Origin of the sequence: Pseudomonas sp. HS6-2 (genome assembly GCF_049325675.2) — a bacterium.
Lineage (GTDB): Bacteria > Pseudomonadota > Gammaproteobacteria > Pseudomonadales > Pseudomonadaceae > Aquipseudomonas > Aquipseudomonas putida_N.
In genome coordinates this window covers 5,370,333-5,384,000 of the sequence record NZ_CM143906.1, presented here as the reverse complement: position 1 = coordinate 5,384,000, position 13,668 = coordinate 5,370,333, and the positions used below count along the sequence as shown (strand labels likewise).

Sequence of the window (13,668 nt, the reverse complement as noted above, 5' to 3'; positions counted from 1 at the left end):
CCAAGGTTTTGAATTTGCTGGGCTTTTGATTTCGACAGGTATTTCGCCTGTACTGGCCTGCTTTAGTGCAAATCAGCCTCTGGGACAGTAGCCTGCCGGGCAATCGCCTCCGGCCGCCATTGCTTGCGGGCAATCGCCAGCACTTCAGCCGGGGTCGCCAGCAGCAATTCTGGGTCTGCTTCCTGGCCAAGCGCCCGCAACGCCCGCAACAACAGCGGCGTCGCATGCTCCGCTTGCAATGGCGGCGAGCGGTACGACTTGCCCAACTTGTGCCCATCCGGCTGCACGATCAGCGGAATATGCAGGTAACGCGGCTGCGAAAAACCCAGCAACTCCTGCAGGTAGAGCTGGCGTGGGGTGTTGTCGAGCAGGTCGGCGCCACGCACGATGTCGGTGACGCCCTGCCAGGCATCGTCCAGCACCACCGCCAGTTGATAGGCATACAGCCCATCCCGGCGCTGGATGACGAAATCGCCCACCTCACACCCCAGGTGCTGCTGGAACTCGCCCTGCACCCGGTCGGTAAAGCGGTAGATCAGTTCTGGCACCCGCAACCGGATCGCCGCGCCCTCACGGGCATGACCCGCATTACGGCAAAAGCCTGGGTAGATGCCGTTGTGCGCCTCCAGCTGCTTGCGCGAGCAAGTACAGGCGTAGGCCAGGCCCATGTTGAACAGGCGGTCGACCACGGCGGCATAGGCTTCGTGGCGCTGGCTCTGAAAAACCACCTCGCCATCCCATTCCAGGCCGTAACGCTCAAGGGTCTGCAGGATCGCGTCGCGGGCCCCTGGCATCTCCCGGGGCGGGTCGGTGTCTTCCATGCGCAACAGCCAGCGGCCGTCTACCGCGCGGGCGTCGAGCCAGGAGGCGAGAGCGGCAACCAGCGAGCCGAAGTGCAGGAAACCGCTCGGTGTGGGGGCGAAGCGTCCGATGTAGCGGGAGTCTTTCATGGCATTGCCGGGCATATAAATGAAACGGGGCGCATGATGCGCCCCGTTCGGATGGAAGAAGTGTCAGCCTTTGCCGACAGTCTTTTCCTTTTTCTCCGAGATTTCCTTGCAGTCGAAGCACAGGTCGGCGGTCGGGCGGGCTTCCAGACGGCGCAGACCGATCTCGATACCGCAGGAATCGCACCAGCCGTAATCCTGGTCCTGGATCTTCTGCAGGGTCTTGTCGATCTTCTTGATCAGCTTGCGCTCGCGGTCGCGGTTGCGCAGCTCCAATGCAAATTCTTCTTCCTGGCTGGCACGGTCGGCCGGGTCGGGGAAGTTGGCTGCTTCGTCCTTCATGTGGTCCACGGTACGGTCCACACTGACCATCAGCTCACCTTTCCAGGCATTGAGGAGTTTGGTGAAGTGCTTGCGCATGGGCTCGCCCATGTACTCTTCGCCCTTGGTCTCTTTATAGGGCTCGACACCGTACATGGTCTGACCGGTTTTTTGCTTTTCTACGGTGGACATGAATAGACCGCCTCTCACTCATCTGATCCAATGCGCAGGATGCTCCATCTCCGGCACCCGCCGGCCCTGCGACTGCGAGCCGCCGAACTTACCAGATAGATCGGGGGTGCGCTACCCCGCCCGATCCTAGGTGTTGACCGCAGCGCGCGGCGTATGTTCGGTGCTGTGCAAGGGTAGAATCAACAGTTTAGACCCAATTGAGAGAAGGTCATGGCCCACCCCTACAGTGCGCGCAGCCGCGCCATCGAACCCTTCCACGTCATGGCGTTGCTGGCGCGGGCCAACGAGCTGCAAGCGGCCGGCCATGACGTGATCCACCTGGAAATCGGCGAGCCAGACTTCACCACCGCCGCACCGATCGTCGCTGCCGGCCAGGCCGCACTGGCCGCCGGTCATACCCGCTACACAGCCGCCCGCGGACTGCCAGCGCTGCGCGAGGCGATCGCCGGTTTCTATGGCCAGCGTTATGGCCTGCAGATCGACCCTGAGCGGATTCTCGTCACTCCGGGCGGCTCCGGGGCGTTGCTGTTGGCCAGCAGCTTGTTGGTCGACCCTGGCAAGCACTGGCTGCTGGCCGACCCGGGTTACCCGTGCAACCGCCACTTCCTGCGCTTGGTCGAGGGTGGCGCGCAGCTGGTGCCGGTGGGGCCGGAGGTCAACTACCAGCTGACTGCCGACCTGGTCGAGCGTTACTGGGACAAGGACAGCGTCGGCGCCCTGGTCGCTTCGCCAGCCAACCCGACGGGCACCGTGCTGGACCGCGACGAGCTGGCCAGCCTGTCCAAGGCCACCCGTGAGCGCCATGGCCACCTGGTCGTGGACGAGATCTACCACGGCCTGACCTACGGCATGGACGCACCGAGTGTGCTGGAAGTGGACGACTCGGCGTTCGTTCTGAATAGTTTTTCCAAGTATTTCGGCATGACCGGGTGGCGGCTCGGCTGGCTGGTGGCGCCGCCCAATGCCGTGGCCGACCTGGAGAAGTTGGCGCAGAACCTCTACATCAGTGCGCCGAGCATGGCCCAGCATGCGGCGCTGGCCTGTTTCCAGCCGGAAACCCTGGCGATTTTCGAAGAGCGCCGTGCCGAATTCGCCCGTCGCCGCGATTATCTGCTGCCGGCCCTGCGTGAACTGGGCTTCCGCATCGCCGTCGAGCCGCAGGGGGCGTTCTACCTGTATGCCGACATCAGCGCGTTCGGTGGCGATGCCTTTGCCTTCTGCCGGCATTTCCTCGAAACCGAGCACCTGGCCTTTACTCCGGGCCTGGACTTCGGCCGCCATTTGGCGGGTCACCACGTGCGTTTTGCCTATACCCAGAGCCTGCCGCGCCTGGAACAGGCGGTCGAGCGCATCGCTCGTGGCCTGAAAAGCTGGCAGGGGTAAAGGGTGTTTTTTCCTCCATTAGAGCAAGGGCGCCTGCTGCGCCGCTACAAGCGCTTCCTGGCCGACATCGAACTGGCCAATGGCGAGCAACTGACCATCCACTGCCCGAATACCGGCTCCATGCTCAATTGCATGCGCGAGGGTGGGCAGGTGTGGTTCAGCCGCTCCAACGACCCCAAGCGCAAGCTGCCAGGTACCTGGGAAATCAGCGAAACGCCCCAGGGCCGCCTGGCCTGCATCAATACCGGGCGCGCCAATGCACTGGTTGAAGAGGCGCTTCACGCCGGGGTGATCCACGAACTGGCCGGTTTTACCGCACTGAAGCGTGAAGTGGCTTACGGCGAAGAGCGCAGCCGGGTGGATTTTCGCCTGGAGTACGCTGACGGGCCGGCTTATGTCGAGGTCAAGAGCGTGACCCTGGGTTATCCGGAGACTGCCGTGGCGGCGTTCCCGGACGCAGTGACCCAGCGTGGCGCCAAGCACCTGCGCGAGCTGGCGGCCTTGGCCCGCCAAGGCATCCGTGCGGTGCAGCTGTACTGCGTGAACCTTACCGGCATCGAGGCGGTACGCCCTGCCGACGAGATCGACCTCGCCTATGCCAACGCCCTGCGCGCGGCGGTGGCGGACGGGGTCGAGGTGCTGGCCTACAGCGTGCGCCTGGATGACCAGCAAATCGTCATCGATCGCCCGCTGCCGGTATTGCTCACTCCTTGATCCAGATGCCCTGGCTGTCCTCATGGCAGTCCAGGGCCTGCAGCATTTCGCCTTCGCAGGGGCCGGCCACGCATTCACCACTGTCTATGAGAAACAGCGCTCCATGATGGGCGCAGTGGATCAGGCTGGCGCTGTCGTCGAGAAAGGCGTCCTGCGCCCAGTTCAGCGGGATGCCGCGGTGAGGGCAGCGGTTACGGTACAGGTACACCCGGCCCTGTCGGCGCACACCGAACAGATCGATGCCGTCTACGCTGAAGGCGCGGCTATGGCCCTCGTCCAGGGCCGCGGAAGGACAGAGAAAATGCATTGCAGGGAAGGCTCGTGAAACAAAGTGATGGCTTGACGCGTCAATGCGAATAATTATCAAATTGTCCGCATTTGCCGCGCCGGCCGCCTATGGTGCGCAGTTCCGCCGCTCGCCACAAGGCGTGCGGCCCGCCTTCAGAAGGAATCCGATGATGCGCCGTCCCGCTGCCTTGCTCGCCCTGTGCGCAGCTTTCGTTGCTTCCACCCAGGCCCTGGCCGCCGAATTGCCGCAGCGCTGGGTCAGCGCTGGCGGGGCGTTGAGCGAGTGGATCACTGAGCTGGGCGGCGAGCCACGCCTGGTGGGCGTCGATACCACCAGCCAGCACCCTGACTCGCTGAAGGCCTTGCCGAGTATCGGTTACCAGCGGCAGTTGTCGGCCGAAGGCATTCTCAGCCTGCGCCCGGATGTGCTGGTGGGCACCGAAGAGATGGGGCCGCCGCCCGTATTGGCGCAGGTGCGCAAGGCGGGTGTGCGGGTGGAATTGTTCTCCAGCCAGGCCGAGCTGGCTGCCGTGGACCAGAACCTCAAGCACTTGGGTACCTTGCTGGGGGCTGAGGAAAAAGCCGCACAGTTGGCGGCGGGCTATCGCCAGCAACTCGAAGCGCTGCAGTTGAAGGTCAAGCAGGCTCAGCAAAACCATAAGGCCCCGGGTGTGTTGCTGCTGGTCGGGCATGCCGGCGCCAAGCCGCTGATTGCCGGGCAGGGCACCGCCGGTGACTGGGTGCTGCGCCAGGCGGGGGCTCGCAACCTGGCCGAGCACCAAGGCTACAAGAACTTCTCCAACGAGGCGCTGGCGGCGCTCGACCCGGATGTTGTGGTGTTCTCTGATCGTGCGCTGAGCGGCGAGCAGGCCTTGCAGGCGTTGCTCAAGGAAAACCCGGCGCTGGCTGCTTCCCGTGCCGTGCGCGACAAGCGCCTGGTGCCGCTCGACCCGACATTGTTGGTGGGTGGCCTTGGCCCGCGCCTGCCCAGCGCCTTGCAGGCACTGGCGACTGCGTTCTACCCGGCAAGCACTGCCAAATGAAGCAACGAATCGAGCCGCGAACGCTTTTTGTTTGCCTGACATTGCTGTGCCTGCTGGCGGTGTGGCTGTCGCTGGCGTTGGGGCCGGTCAGCCTGCCGCTGATCGATACCCTGCGCGCAGGCCTGCGTCTGTTGGGCCTGCCGATTGCTGCAGACGGTCTGCAGCAGGCCGAGATGATCCTGGGGCAGATCCGCCTGCCGCGTACCCTGCTGGGGTTGGCCGTGGGCGCGGTACTGGCATTGTCGGGAGTGGCCATGCAGGGGTTGTTCCGCAACCCGTTGGCCGACCCTGGTCTGGTGGGCGTTGCCGCAGGAGCAGCGATGGGCGCGGCGGTGGCCATCGTTGGCGGTAGCTGGCTGGGTGGCATGCCGGATGCGCTTGCCCCCTATCTCTTGTCGCTGTGTGCCTTCATCGGCGGGCTGGGCGTGACAGCCCTGGTGTATCGCCTGGGGCGTCGCGACGGTCAGACCAACGTCGCCACGATGTTGTTGGCCGGTGTGGCCATGACGGCGCTGGGCGGTGCTGCCGTAGGCTTGTTCTCCTACCTGGCCGATGATGCCACCCTGCGTACGCTGACCTTCTGGAACCTGGGGAGCCTCAATGGAGCCAGTTACGAGCGCCTTTGGCCTTTGCTGCTGATCGCGGGCGGTGTGGCGATGTGGTTGCCACGCCGGGCAAAGGCGTTGAACGCCTTGTTGCTGGGGGAGTCGGAAGCACGGCACCTGGGTGTCGACGTGGAGCGGCTCAAGCGCGAACTGGTGTTCTGCACGGCACTGGGCGTAGGCGCAGCGGTGGCGGCTGCCGGGCTGATCGGCTTCATTGGCCTGGTGGTACCCCATCTGGTGCGTCTGCTGGCAGGGCCAGATCACCGCGTGGTACTGCCCGCCTCGCTGCTGGCCGGGGGCGTGCTGATGCTGTTTGCCGATCTTGCGGCACGGCTGCTGCTGGCGCCTGCCGAGTTGCCGATCGGTATCGTCACAGCCTTTATAGGCGCTCCGTTCTTTCTGGTGCTGTTAATACGAGGGCGCAGTTGATGTTGCAAGTCGAGGGGCTGCACCTGAGGCGGAGCAGCAATGACGTATTGCACGGTATTGATCTTCATCTGAGCCCTGGTCAGGTCGTGGGGGTACTTGGCCCTAATGGCGCGGGCAAGAGCAGCCTGCTTGGAGTCTTGTGTGGCGAGTTGGCGCCGGATCGCGGGCAGGTAACGCTGCAAGGCCAGCCGCTGGCGGACTGGGCAGGGCAGGAGCGCGCCAGGCGCCTGGCGGTGCTGCCACAGGTGTCCAGCCTGGGGTTCTCGTTCAAGGTCGAGGAGGTGGTGGCCATGGGGCGTATGCCCCACGACACCGGGCAACGGCGTGATGCCGAGATCGTCGAAGAGGCGCTGAAGGCGGCGGATGCGTCGCACCTGGTAGGGCGCAGTTACCTGGCCTTGTCGGGTGGCGAGCGGCAAAGGGTGCATCTGGCCCGCGTGCTGGCTCAGCTCTGGCCGGGAGAGAAGGGCACCACGCTGCTGCTCGATGAACCGACCTCGATGCTCGACCCACTGCATCAGCATACGACCCTGGAAGCTGTGCGTCGTTTTGCCGACTGCGGTGCCGCTGTGCTGGTGATCCTGCATGACCTGAACCTGGCCGCGCGCTACTGTGATCGCATCCTGCTCCTCGAAAGCGGGCGCTGCCATGCCTTGGCCACGCCACCGGAGGTACTGACGCCTGCATCCCTGAAGGCCGTGTTCGGTATCGACGTGCTGGTGCAGGCGCACCCGGAACGGGGGCACCCGCTGATCATTACCCGCTAGGAGGTACTGCCCATGGGGCATCCTTTGCTGTGTGGTTCATTACTCGGTCTGGCGCTGGCGTTGGGTGGCTGTCAGGCCAGCCTGCCGCCGTTGCCTGCCTGGCAGAGCAGCGAAGGGCGGGACAACGTCGAACTGGGACAGATCCACGATCTGGCCAGCGGGCGGGTGATCAGCCCTGAACAGTTGATCGAGGGCCTGGCCGGTGCGCCGCGGGTGTTAGTCGGCGAGAAGCATGACAACCCGGATCATCACGCCTTGCAGCTGTGGTTGATGCGTGGGCTGCAGCAACGCCGGGCGCAGGGCAGCCTGCTGCTGGAAATGCTGCAACCCGAGCAGCAGGCCCGTGTCGATGCGCTCGCGGGGCAGGCGCAGTTGCCGCAGGACCTGCCCAAGGCCCTGGCCTGGGAAGATGGTTGGGACTGGCAGCTTTACGGCCCTATCGTACGTGAGGCTTTGCAACATCACGTGCCGCTACTGGCGGCCAACCTGTCACCCAGCGAAATGCGCCAGGCCTATCGGCACCCGGCGGCGCTGTCGGGAACCCGGTCGAATGCGCCAGCGGTGAGGGCAGCACTGCTCGAACAGGTGAAGCAGGGGCATTGTGGCCTGCTGCCGGAAAACCAGCTGCCAGCGATGCTGGCCGTGCAACAGCAGCGGGATCGGCGTATTGCCGAGCGGCTGATGGCAGCGCCGCAGCCGGCATTGCTGTTGGCAGGTGCTTACCATGCGCGCAAGGACCTGGGGGTGCCTTTGCACCTCGCCGACCTGGGTGCGGCAGGCGAGAGCAAGGTTGTGCTGCTGGCCGAGGTGGGCGAACAGGTAGAGCCTGGGATAGCCGACTATGTCTGGTATACGGCGGCGATGCCTGATCAGGACTACTGCGCCCAATTGCGCCAATAACGGTTACTCGCCTGGGCGGGGAAAAACTGCGGGTAAAAAAAGACCCGGCAAAATGCCGGGTCAATAACCGTGATTAGCCTGATGAGGAGATAATCTGAGAGTCCGAACCAGGGGCTCTTAGCTTATCCAACCAGTCTCGCGACCAGTTGTGGTAATCATAACGATTCTCATTTCGGCGTCAATCCCCTTCGTGTGTTTATTTCAGATTTTTTTTGGGATTGGGCATTTCGCATCGAGTTGTTGGTTGAGCGCTTCCTTGCGTTCGGCTGGCAAATCGTTCCAGTGCATGTCCAGCAATGCACCTTCAATGGCGTACAACAGCACCTTCGACGCCCGGAAACCTCGGGTTTTCACGGCCTGGTAGGCACCCACCGCGCCCAACCTGCGCAAGTCCGATGCACTGTGGATACCGGCTGCATGCAACCACTGCGCAGAGGTCTTGCCAAGATTCTTCAGGTGCTGCAATTCATCGTTCATCGAGCCTCCTTGCGATGGCTGAACGGGTCTAGGGGGATAAATCGCGAGCAGGTCTGAGAGGAGTGTAGCGGGGCTTGGGAAATGCGCGGCCTTTTGCCATCGGGTACGACGAGCTGTCCTGGCCGGGGCGGAACCTGTTCCGGCAACAGGCCGGAACAGGTGTAAAGCGAACTTACAGGCCTGGCAGACGCTGGCGAATCTGGTCGATCACCTGGTCCATGCCGCTGGCTTCCTGGGTATCGATGCGGGTGCTGAGTGCTAGTTCCTGGGCATCCAGTGGCTCACGGCTGGCCTGCTGGGCCTTGACCACCTCCAGCGTGGCATCCGACGGGTCGCTGTTCTCGGCCTGGCGCTGCTCCAGCCAGCTGGCGATCACCGCTTCCGGGGCATGGCAGTCGAGGATCAGGAATGGCACGCCAGTGGCGTTGGCCACGGCTGCGGCGGCCTGGCGCTGTTCAGCCTTGAGGTAAGTGGCATCGAGCACCACCGGGAAACCGGCACGCAAGATCGTCGCCGCCAGCTCGTGCAGGCGCTCGTAGGTTGCCACGCTGGCGTCCTGGTCATAGATGCCGGCCGCCAGTTGACCGGCGTTTGGTGCCTGCTGTTCACCGAACAGGCGCTTGCGTTCCACATCCGAACGCACGCGAACCGCGCCCAGCGCTTCGACCAGGCGCATGGCCACGTGGCTCTTGCCTACTGCCGATACGCCATGGGTGATTGCCAGCAGGCGGGAAGGGATGGCGCTGTAGCTTTCTGCCAGGTTGGCGTAGTTGCGGTAGGTGCGCAGGGTGGTGGCGCGCTGCACGGCGTCGGCATCGGTCGACAGGCTGAACAGGGCAACCTTGGCTCGCACCAGTGCACGGTAGGCCTTGTAGAAGTTCAGCAGCTCCAGGCCGGCGTAGTCGCCGGTCAGCTCCAGGTACTGGCTGATGAAGCGACGGGCCAGGCACTTGAGGCCGCGGTCTTCCAGGTCCATGGCCAGGAAGCCGACGTCGGCATAGACGTCGGTCAGGCGGAACGGCTCGTTGAACTCGATGCAGTCGAAGATCACCACCTTGCCGTCGATCAGGGTGGCGTTGCCCAGGTGAATGTCACCGTGGCATTCACGGATGAAGCCATTGGCCTTGCGCGCCTGCAGCAGGCCATGCAGGCGCTCGAAGCTGCTGCGTGCCCAGGCCTGGAGGTTGTCCAGCTGCAGCAGGTCGGCTTTTTCGCTGAGGAACGGGCGGATCTGCTCGAAGTTCTGCTCGACCGGCGCCATCACGCTTTCCGGGGTACCCAGCGGATGCTCCGGCGACACTTTCGGTGCCAGCAGGTGGAATTCGGCAATCTGTCGGGCCATCTGGTCGATGTGGCTAGTATTCAGTTCGCCGTTGGCCTGCAGGGTGCTGAGCATCTGGCCCTGGGGGAACTGGCACATCTTAAGTGCATATTCGATCGCTTCGCCTTCACCACCGATCTGTGGCGCTTCGGCACTGCCGGTGATCGGCAGGACTTCAAGGTACAGGCCCTTGGTCAGGCGCTGGTTCAGGCGCAACTCTTCGTTACAGAAATGCTGGCGCTGGTCCAGGCTGGTGAAGTCGAGGAAACCGAAGTTCATCGGTTTCTTGATCTTGTAGGCGTACTCGCCGGTGAGCAGGACCCAGGAGATGTGCGTCTCGATGAGCTGGAACCCGTCCACGGGGTGAGAGTACAGGGCTGGGTTCTGCAACGCGTTGATCAAGGCTTGGCTCACTAGAAATCCTTCCGGGGGCAGGGAATTCGAAAGCGCCATTATGGTCAATGGTGCCGTCCCTGCCTACCGCCAGAGGGCGCCTGCCTCCCCTTTGTAAAGTGCGTATAATCCGCCGCCATGACTCGAACCCGAAATCCTCGTACCCCTCAGAAACGCCCGACCGGCCGCTCGCGCGCCTGGCTGGGCTGGGCCTTGAAGCTCAGCCTGGTCGGCCTGGTGATCGTCGCTGGCTTCGCGGTTTACCTCGATGCTGTCGTTCAGGAGAAGTTCTCCGGCAAGCGTTGGACCATCCCGGCCAAGGTGTATGCCCGGCCGCTGGAGCTGTTCAGTGGCCAGAAACTGAGCAAGAGCGACTTCCTCACCGAACTCGATGCCCTGGGTTACCGGCGTGAAAGCGCGGCCAACGGCCCGGGTGCGGCAGCGGTCAACGGCAATACCGTCGACCTCAACACCCGTGGTTTCCAGTTCTACGAGGGCATGGAGCCTGCGCAGTTCGTGCGTGTACGCTTCTCTGGCGACTACGTGGCAGATCTCGCCGGCGCCAACGGCAAGAAACTCGATGTGGTACGCCTCGAACCGCTGATGATCGGCGGTATCTACCCGAAGAACCTCGAAGACCGCATCCTGATCAAGATCGACCAGGTGCCGCCGTACCTGCTCGAGACCCTGGTCGCCACCGAAGACCGGGACTTCTACAGTCACTTCGGTGTGTCACCCAAGTCCATCGCCCGTGCCATGTGGGTCAACACCTCGGCAGGTTCCATGCGCCAGGGCGGCAGTACCCTGACCCAGCAGCTGGTGAAGAACTTCTACCTGACCAGCGAGCGCAGCCTCAGCCGCAAGCTGACCGAAGCGATGATGGCCGTGCTCCTGGAGATGCACTACGACAAGCGCGAGATCCTCGAGGCCTACCTGAACGAAGTGTTCGTCGGCCAGGATGGCCAGCGCGCCGTGCACGGCTTCGGCCTGGCCAGCCAGTTCTTCTTCAGCCAGCCGCTGTCGGAGCTGAAGCTGCACCAGATCGCCTTGCTGGTAGGCATGGTCAAAGGGCCGTCCTATTACAACCCGCGGCGCTACCCTGATCGCGCGCTGGCGCGGCGCAACCTGGTGCTCGACCTGGTGGCCGAGCAGGGCGTGGCCAGCCAGGCGGAAGTCGATGCGGCGAAGAAGATGCCGCTGGGCGTGACCAAGCGCGGCAGCCTCGCCGACAGCTCGTTCCCGGCCTTCCTGGATCTGGTCAAACGTCAGCTGCGCCAGGACTACCGCGACGAAGACTTGACCGAAGAAGGCCTGCGCATCTTCACCAGCTTCGACCCGATCCTGCAGATGAAGGCCGAAACCTCCATGGCCGAAACCTTCAAGCGCTTGTCCGGGCGCAAAGGTGCCGACGAAGTGGAATCGGCGATGGTCGTGACCAACCCGGAAACCGGCGAAGTGCAGGCACTGATCGGCAGCCGCCAGTCCGGCTTTGCCGGTTTCAACCGTGCCATAGATGCCGTGCGACCGATCGGCTCGCTGGTCAAGCCGGCGGTCTACCTGACCGCACTGGAACAGCCTAGCAAGTACACCCTGACCACCTGGGTGCAGGATGAGGCGTTCTCGGTCAAAGGGGCGGACGGCCAGGTGTGGCGCCCGCAAAACTATGACCGCCGCTCGCACGGTACGATCTACCTGTACCAGGGGCTGGCCAACTCGCTGAACCTGTCGACCGCGAAACTCGGCCTGGAAGTGGGTGTGCCGAACGTGATCAAGACCATCGGCCGCCTCGGCGTCAACGTCGACTGGCCAGCCTTCCCTGCGATGCTGCTGGGCGCTGGCGGCATGTCGCCAATGCAGGTCGCGACCATGTATCAGACCATCGCCAACGGTGGCTTCAACACGCCGATGCGTGGCATTCGCAGCGTGCTCACCGCCGAAGGCGAGCCGCTCAAGCGCTACCCGTTCCAGATCCAGCAGACCTTCGACCCAGGTGCCATCTACCTGGTGCAGAACGCCATGCAGCGGGTGATGCGTGAGGGTACCGGCCGCTCGGTCTACAACGTGCTGCCAAGCTCGCTGACCCTGGCGGGCAAGACCGGTACCAGTAACGACTCGCGCGATAGCTGGTTCTCCGGCTTCAGCCAGGACCTGCTGGCTGTGGTGTGGATGGGCCGTGACGATAACGGCAAAACGCCATTTACCGGTGCCACCGGCGCCTTGCAGGTCTGGACCAGCTTCATGAAGAAGGCCGATCCGTTGCCGTTGGACATGCCGCAGCCAGATAACGTGGTGCAGGCGTGGATCGATCCGTACAGCGGCCACGGCTCTGACAGAAGCTGTCCGGGAGCCGTGCAGATGCCGTATATTCGCGGCAGTGAACCGCCCGCCGGTGCGACCTGCGGCGGCGAGCAGAATCCCGTAGAGTCGGTCATGGACTGGGTCAAGGGCTGGATGAACTGAGCCCTTAGCAGCATTGATGAGGTGTGAATTGAACAAGTGGCTGTTTCCTGCCGTGACGGCGCTGGTAGTGCTCCAAGGTTGCTCCAGCGTGCAGCGTGGCAACATTCCGGTGGTGGACTCGAGCACCCGGGTGTCCAATAGTGAGCGTGTCCAGGCCCACCGTTCGGCTGCGGGCATGAGCAACGGCACCGCGCAGGCACAGTCGCTGCCCGAGGACTCGGGCGTGACCGTGATGATTCCGCAAGGCGCCGGTGCCGCTGGCATCCAGACCTTCCCGGCAGGCAATGGCGCGGCGCCGATCAGTACCGGCCCGATCACGCCCGGCCCTGTCACTTCGGCACCGATGACCACCAACCCCAACCCGATCGCCGACGAACCGTTCGATATCGCTTCGATGAGCAGCGCGCCGGCAGCTTCCAATGCACCGACCGGCATTCCGCGCAGCAACGCGGCTTCCGGTGGGCTGTCGGCCGATGAACAGCTCGACGGCCCGGTGCTGGCGCTGCTGACCACCGCCCAGTCGCAGCAGGGTAGCGGTGACTACAATGGTGCCGCCTCGAGCCTGGAGCGTGCCCAGCGTATCGCCCCGCGCGAGCCGCAGGTGCTGTTCCGCCTGGCCCAGGTGCGCCTGTCGCAAGGCGACGCGCCCCAGGCCGAGCAACTGGCCCGCCGTGCGCTGACCTACGCCAACGGTCGCCCCGACCTGCAGGCCGAGCTGTGGAACACCATCGCCCTGGCCCGCGAGAAGCAGGGTGACAGCGCCGGTGCCGCGCTGGCACGGCAGAAAGCGCGGGTCAATTCGTGATGGTCGAGCAACGCATTCTCGATATCGCCGACCACCTGCTGCTCATCGAGCGTGAGTTGCAGGTCCAGGGCTGGTGGGATGACGAGCCGCCCAGCGACGAAGCGCTGGCCAGTACCGTACCGTTCGCGGTCGACACGCTCAGTTTCGAGCAGTGGTTGCAGTGGATCTTCCTGCCGCGCATGAAGATCATCATCGAGCTCGGCCACCCGCTGCCCAATGCCTCAAGCATCCTGGTGATGGCGGAGACCGTGTTCACCAGTCGTCCGGAAGAAAGTCGCGAGCTACGCCGGCTGTTGGCAGCATTCGATCAATTGATTGCTCCTTCCGCCTGATTTCTTCAGTTTTTCCTTCAAGGGCCGCAGATTGTGGCCCTTTTTTATGGAAATCTTATTTTTTCTGCTTCTGACTCGGTTTTTAGTGGTGGCAGGAATTCATCTTGTGGAAAAATTAGCAATAATTTTTCTTGACTTGTAGGCGCCAAATCACAAGAATCCAGATTCCGCTGTAGAGGGACTGCCAGAAGCAGACCCGCTAAGCAGATCATGAGGCGCATACCCGCGCCGCCTGTTACACCCCGCAACGCGTTACCTCGCGCTGGGTGGGAACCCCCCGCAACACTCTGG

14 protein-coding genes are annotated in these 13,668 nt (G+C 63.5%); 9 read left to right on the top strand and 5 right to left on the bottom strand.

Annotated features, from left to right (window positions below; translation table 11 throughout):
- Positions 1–62 precede the first annotated feature (62 nt).
- Both gluQRS and dksA read right to left on the bottom strand, forming a co-directional pair.
- Entirely contained in the window at positions 63–950 is an 888-nt protein-coding gene (gene gluQRS / locus ACOKS3_RS25175) for a tRNA glutamyl-Q(34) synthetase GluQRS (protein WP_422764519.1), read from the bottom strand.
- A gap of 63 nt (positions 951–1,013) precedes the next feature.
- Positions 1,014–1,460: an RNA polymerase-binding protein DksA gene (gene dksA / locus ACOKS3_RS25170; RefSeq protein WP_103448934.1), complete on the bottom strand. Its 447-nt coding sequence runs from the start codon at positions 1,458–1,460 to the stop codon at positions 1,014–1,016.
- Between the two features lie 210 nt (positions 1,461–1,670).
- On the opposite strand from dksA, the gene ACOKS3_RS25165 reads away from it, so the two are divergent.
- Positions 1,671–2,843 (top strand): pyridoxal phosphate-dependent aminotransferase, encoded by a 1,173-nt coding sequence (locus ACOKS3_RS25165; protein WP_103448937.1) that lies wholly within the window; start codon positions 1,671–1,673, stop codon positions 2,841–2,843.
- A gap of 3 nt (positions 2,844–2,846) precedes the next feature.
- Complete coding sequence (gene sfsA, locus ACOKS3_RS25160) at positions 2,847–3,557, top strand: DNA/RNA nuclease SfsA (protein WP_422764520.1); 711 nt, start codon at positions 2,847–2,849, stop codon at positions 3,555–3,557.
- Here the strand turns inward: sfsA and ACOKS3_RS25155 are convergent.
- Complete coding sequence (locus ACOKS3_RS25155; RefSeq protein ID WP_103448941.1) at positions 3,547–3,864, bottom strand: Rieske (2Fe-2S) protein; 318 nt, start codon at positions 3,862–3,864, stop codon at positions 3,547–3,549. The two genes, sfsA and ACOKS3_RS25155, sit on opposite strands and share 11 nt — an antisense overlap.
- Before the next feature lie 148 nt (positions 3,865–4,012).
- On the opposite strand from ACOKS3_RS25155, the gene ACOKS3_RS25150 reads away from it, so the two are divergent.
- From ACOKS3_RS25150 to ACOKS3_RS25135, 4 genes are read left to right on the top strand one after another with little or no spacing between them, the layout of a single operon-like run.
- Positions 4,013–4,888 (top strand): heme/hemin ABC transporter substrate-binding protein, encoded by an 876-nt coding sequence (locus tag ACOKS3_RS25150; protein WP_103448944.1) that lies wholly within the window; start codon positions 4,013–4,015, stop codon positions 4,886–4,888.
- A 50-nt stretch (positions 4,889–4,938) separates the two neighbouring features.
- Positions 4,939–5,922: a FecCD family ABC transporter permease gene (locus tag ACOKS3_RS25145; protein ID WP_181004560.1), complete on the top strand. Its 984-nt coding sequence runs from the start codon at positions 4,939–4,941 to the stop codon at positions 5,920–5,922.
- Positions 5,922–6,689 carry a heme ABC transporter ATP-binding protein gene (locus ACOKS3_RS25140; protein WP_422764521.1) on the top strand — a complete coding sequence of 256 codons (768 nt, stop codon included), beginning with the start codon at positions 5,922–5,924 and terminating at the stop codon, positions 6,687–6,689. Before ACOKS3_RS25145 ends, ACOKS3_RS25140 begins: the two co-directional genes overlap by 1 nt.
- A gap of 12 nt (positions 6,690–6,701) precedes the next feature.
- Positions 6,702–7,589, top strand: coding sequence for a ChaN family lipoprotein (locus ACOKS3_RS25135; protein WP_422764522.1), 888 nt, complete (start codon positions 6,702–6,704; stop codon positions 7,587–7,589).
- A gap of 201 nt (positions 7,590–7,790) precedes the next feature.
- Here the strand turns inward: ACOKS3_RS25135 and ACOKS3_RS25130 are convergent, their stop codons facing one another.
- Positions 7,791–8,066, bottom strand: coding sequence for a TfoX/Sxy family protein (locus tag ACOKS3_RS25130; RefSeq protein WP_103448953.1), 276 nt, complete (start codon positions 8,064–8,066; stop codon positions 7,791–7,793).
- Between the two features lie 172 nt (positions 8,067–8,238).
- On the bottom strand, positions 8,239–9,801 hold the full coding sequence (locus ACOKS3_RS25125) for a bifunctional aminoglycoside phosphotransferase/ATP-binding protein (protein ID WP_422764523.1): 1,563 nt from the start codon (positions 9,799–9,801) through the stop codon (positions 8,239–8,241).
- Between the two features lie 117 nt (positions 9,802–9,918).
- Here ACOKS3_RS25125 and mrcB point away from each other — a divergent pair, with 117 nt between their 5' ends.
- From mrcB to ACOKS3_RS25110, 3 genes are read left to right on the top strand one after another with little or no spacing between them, the layout of a single operon-like run.
- On the top strand, positions 9,919–12,240 hold the full coding sequence (mrcB, locus tag ACOKS3_RS25120; RefSeq protein WP_103448957.1) for a penicillin-binding protein 1B: 2,322 nt from the start codon (positions 9,919–9,921) through the stop codon (positions 12,238–12,240).
- 16 nt (positions 12,241–12,256) lie between these two features.
- Positions 12,257–13,045, top strand: coding sequence for a tetratricopeptide repeat protein (locus ACOKS3_RS25115; RefSeq protein WP_103448959.1), 789 nt, complete (start codon positions 12,257–12,259; stop codon positions 13,043–13,045).
- The gene (locus ACOKS3_RS25110; protein WP_103448961.1) at positions 13,045–13,377 is read left to right on the top strand and encodes a YqcC family protein; all 333 of its coding nucleotides are present in this window, start codon (positions 13,045–13,047) and stop codon (positions 13,375–13,377) included. Before ACOKS3_RS25115 ends, ACOKS3_RS25110 begins: the two co-directional genes overlap by 1 nt.
- Positions 13,378–13,668: the final 291 nt, after the last annotated feature.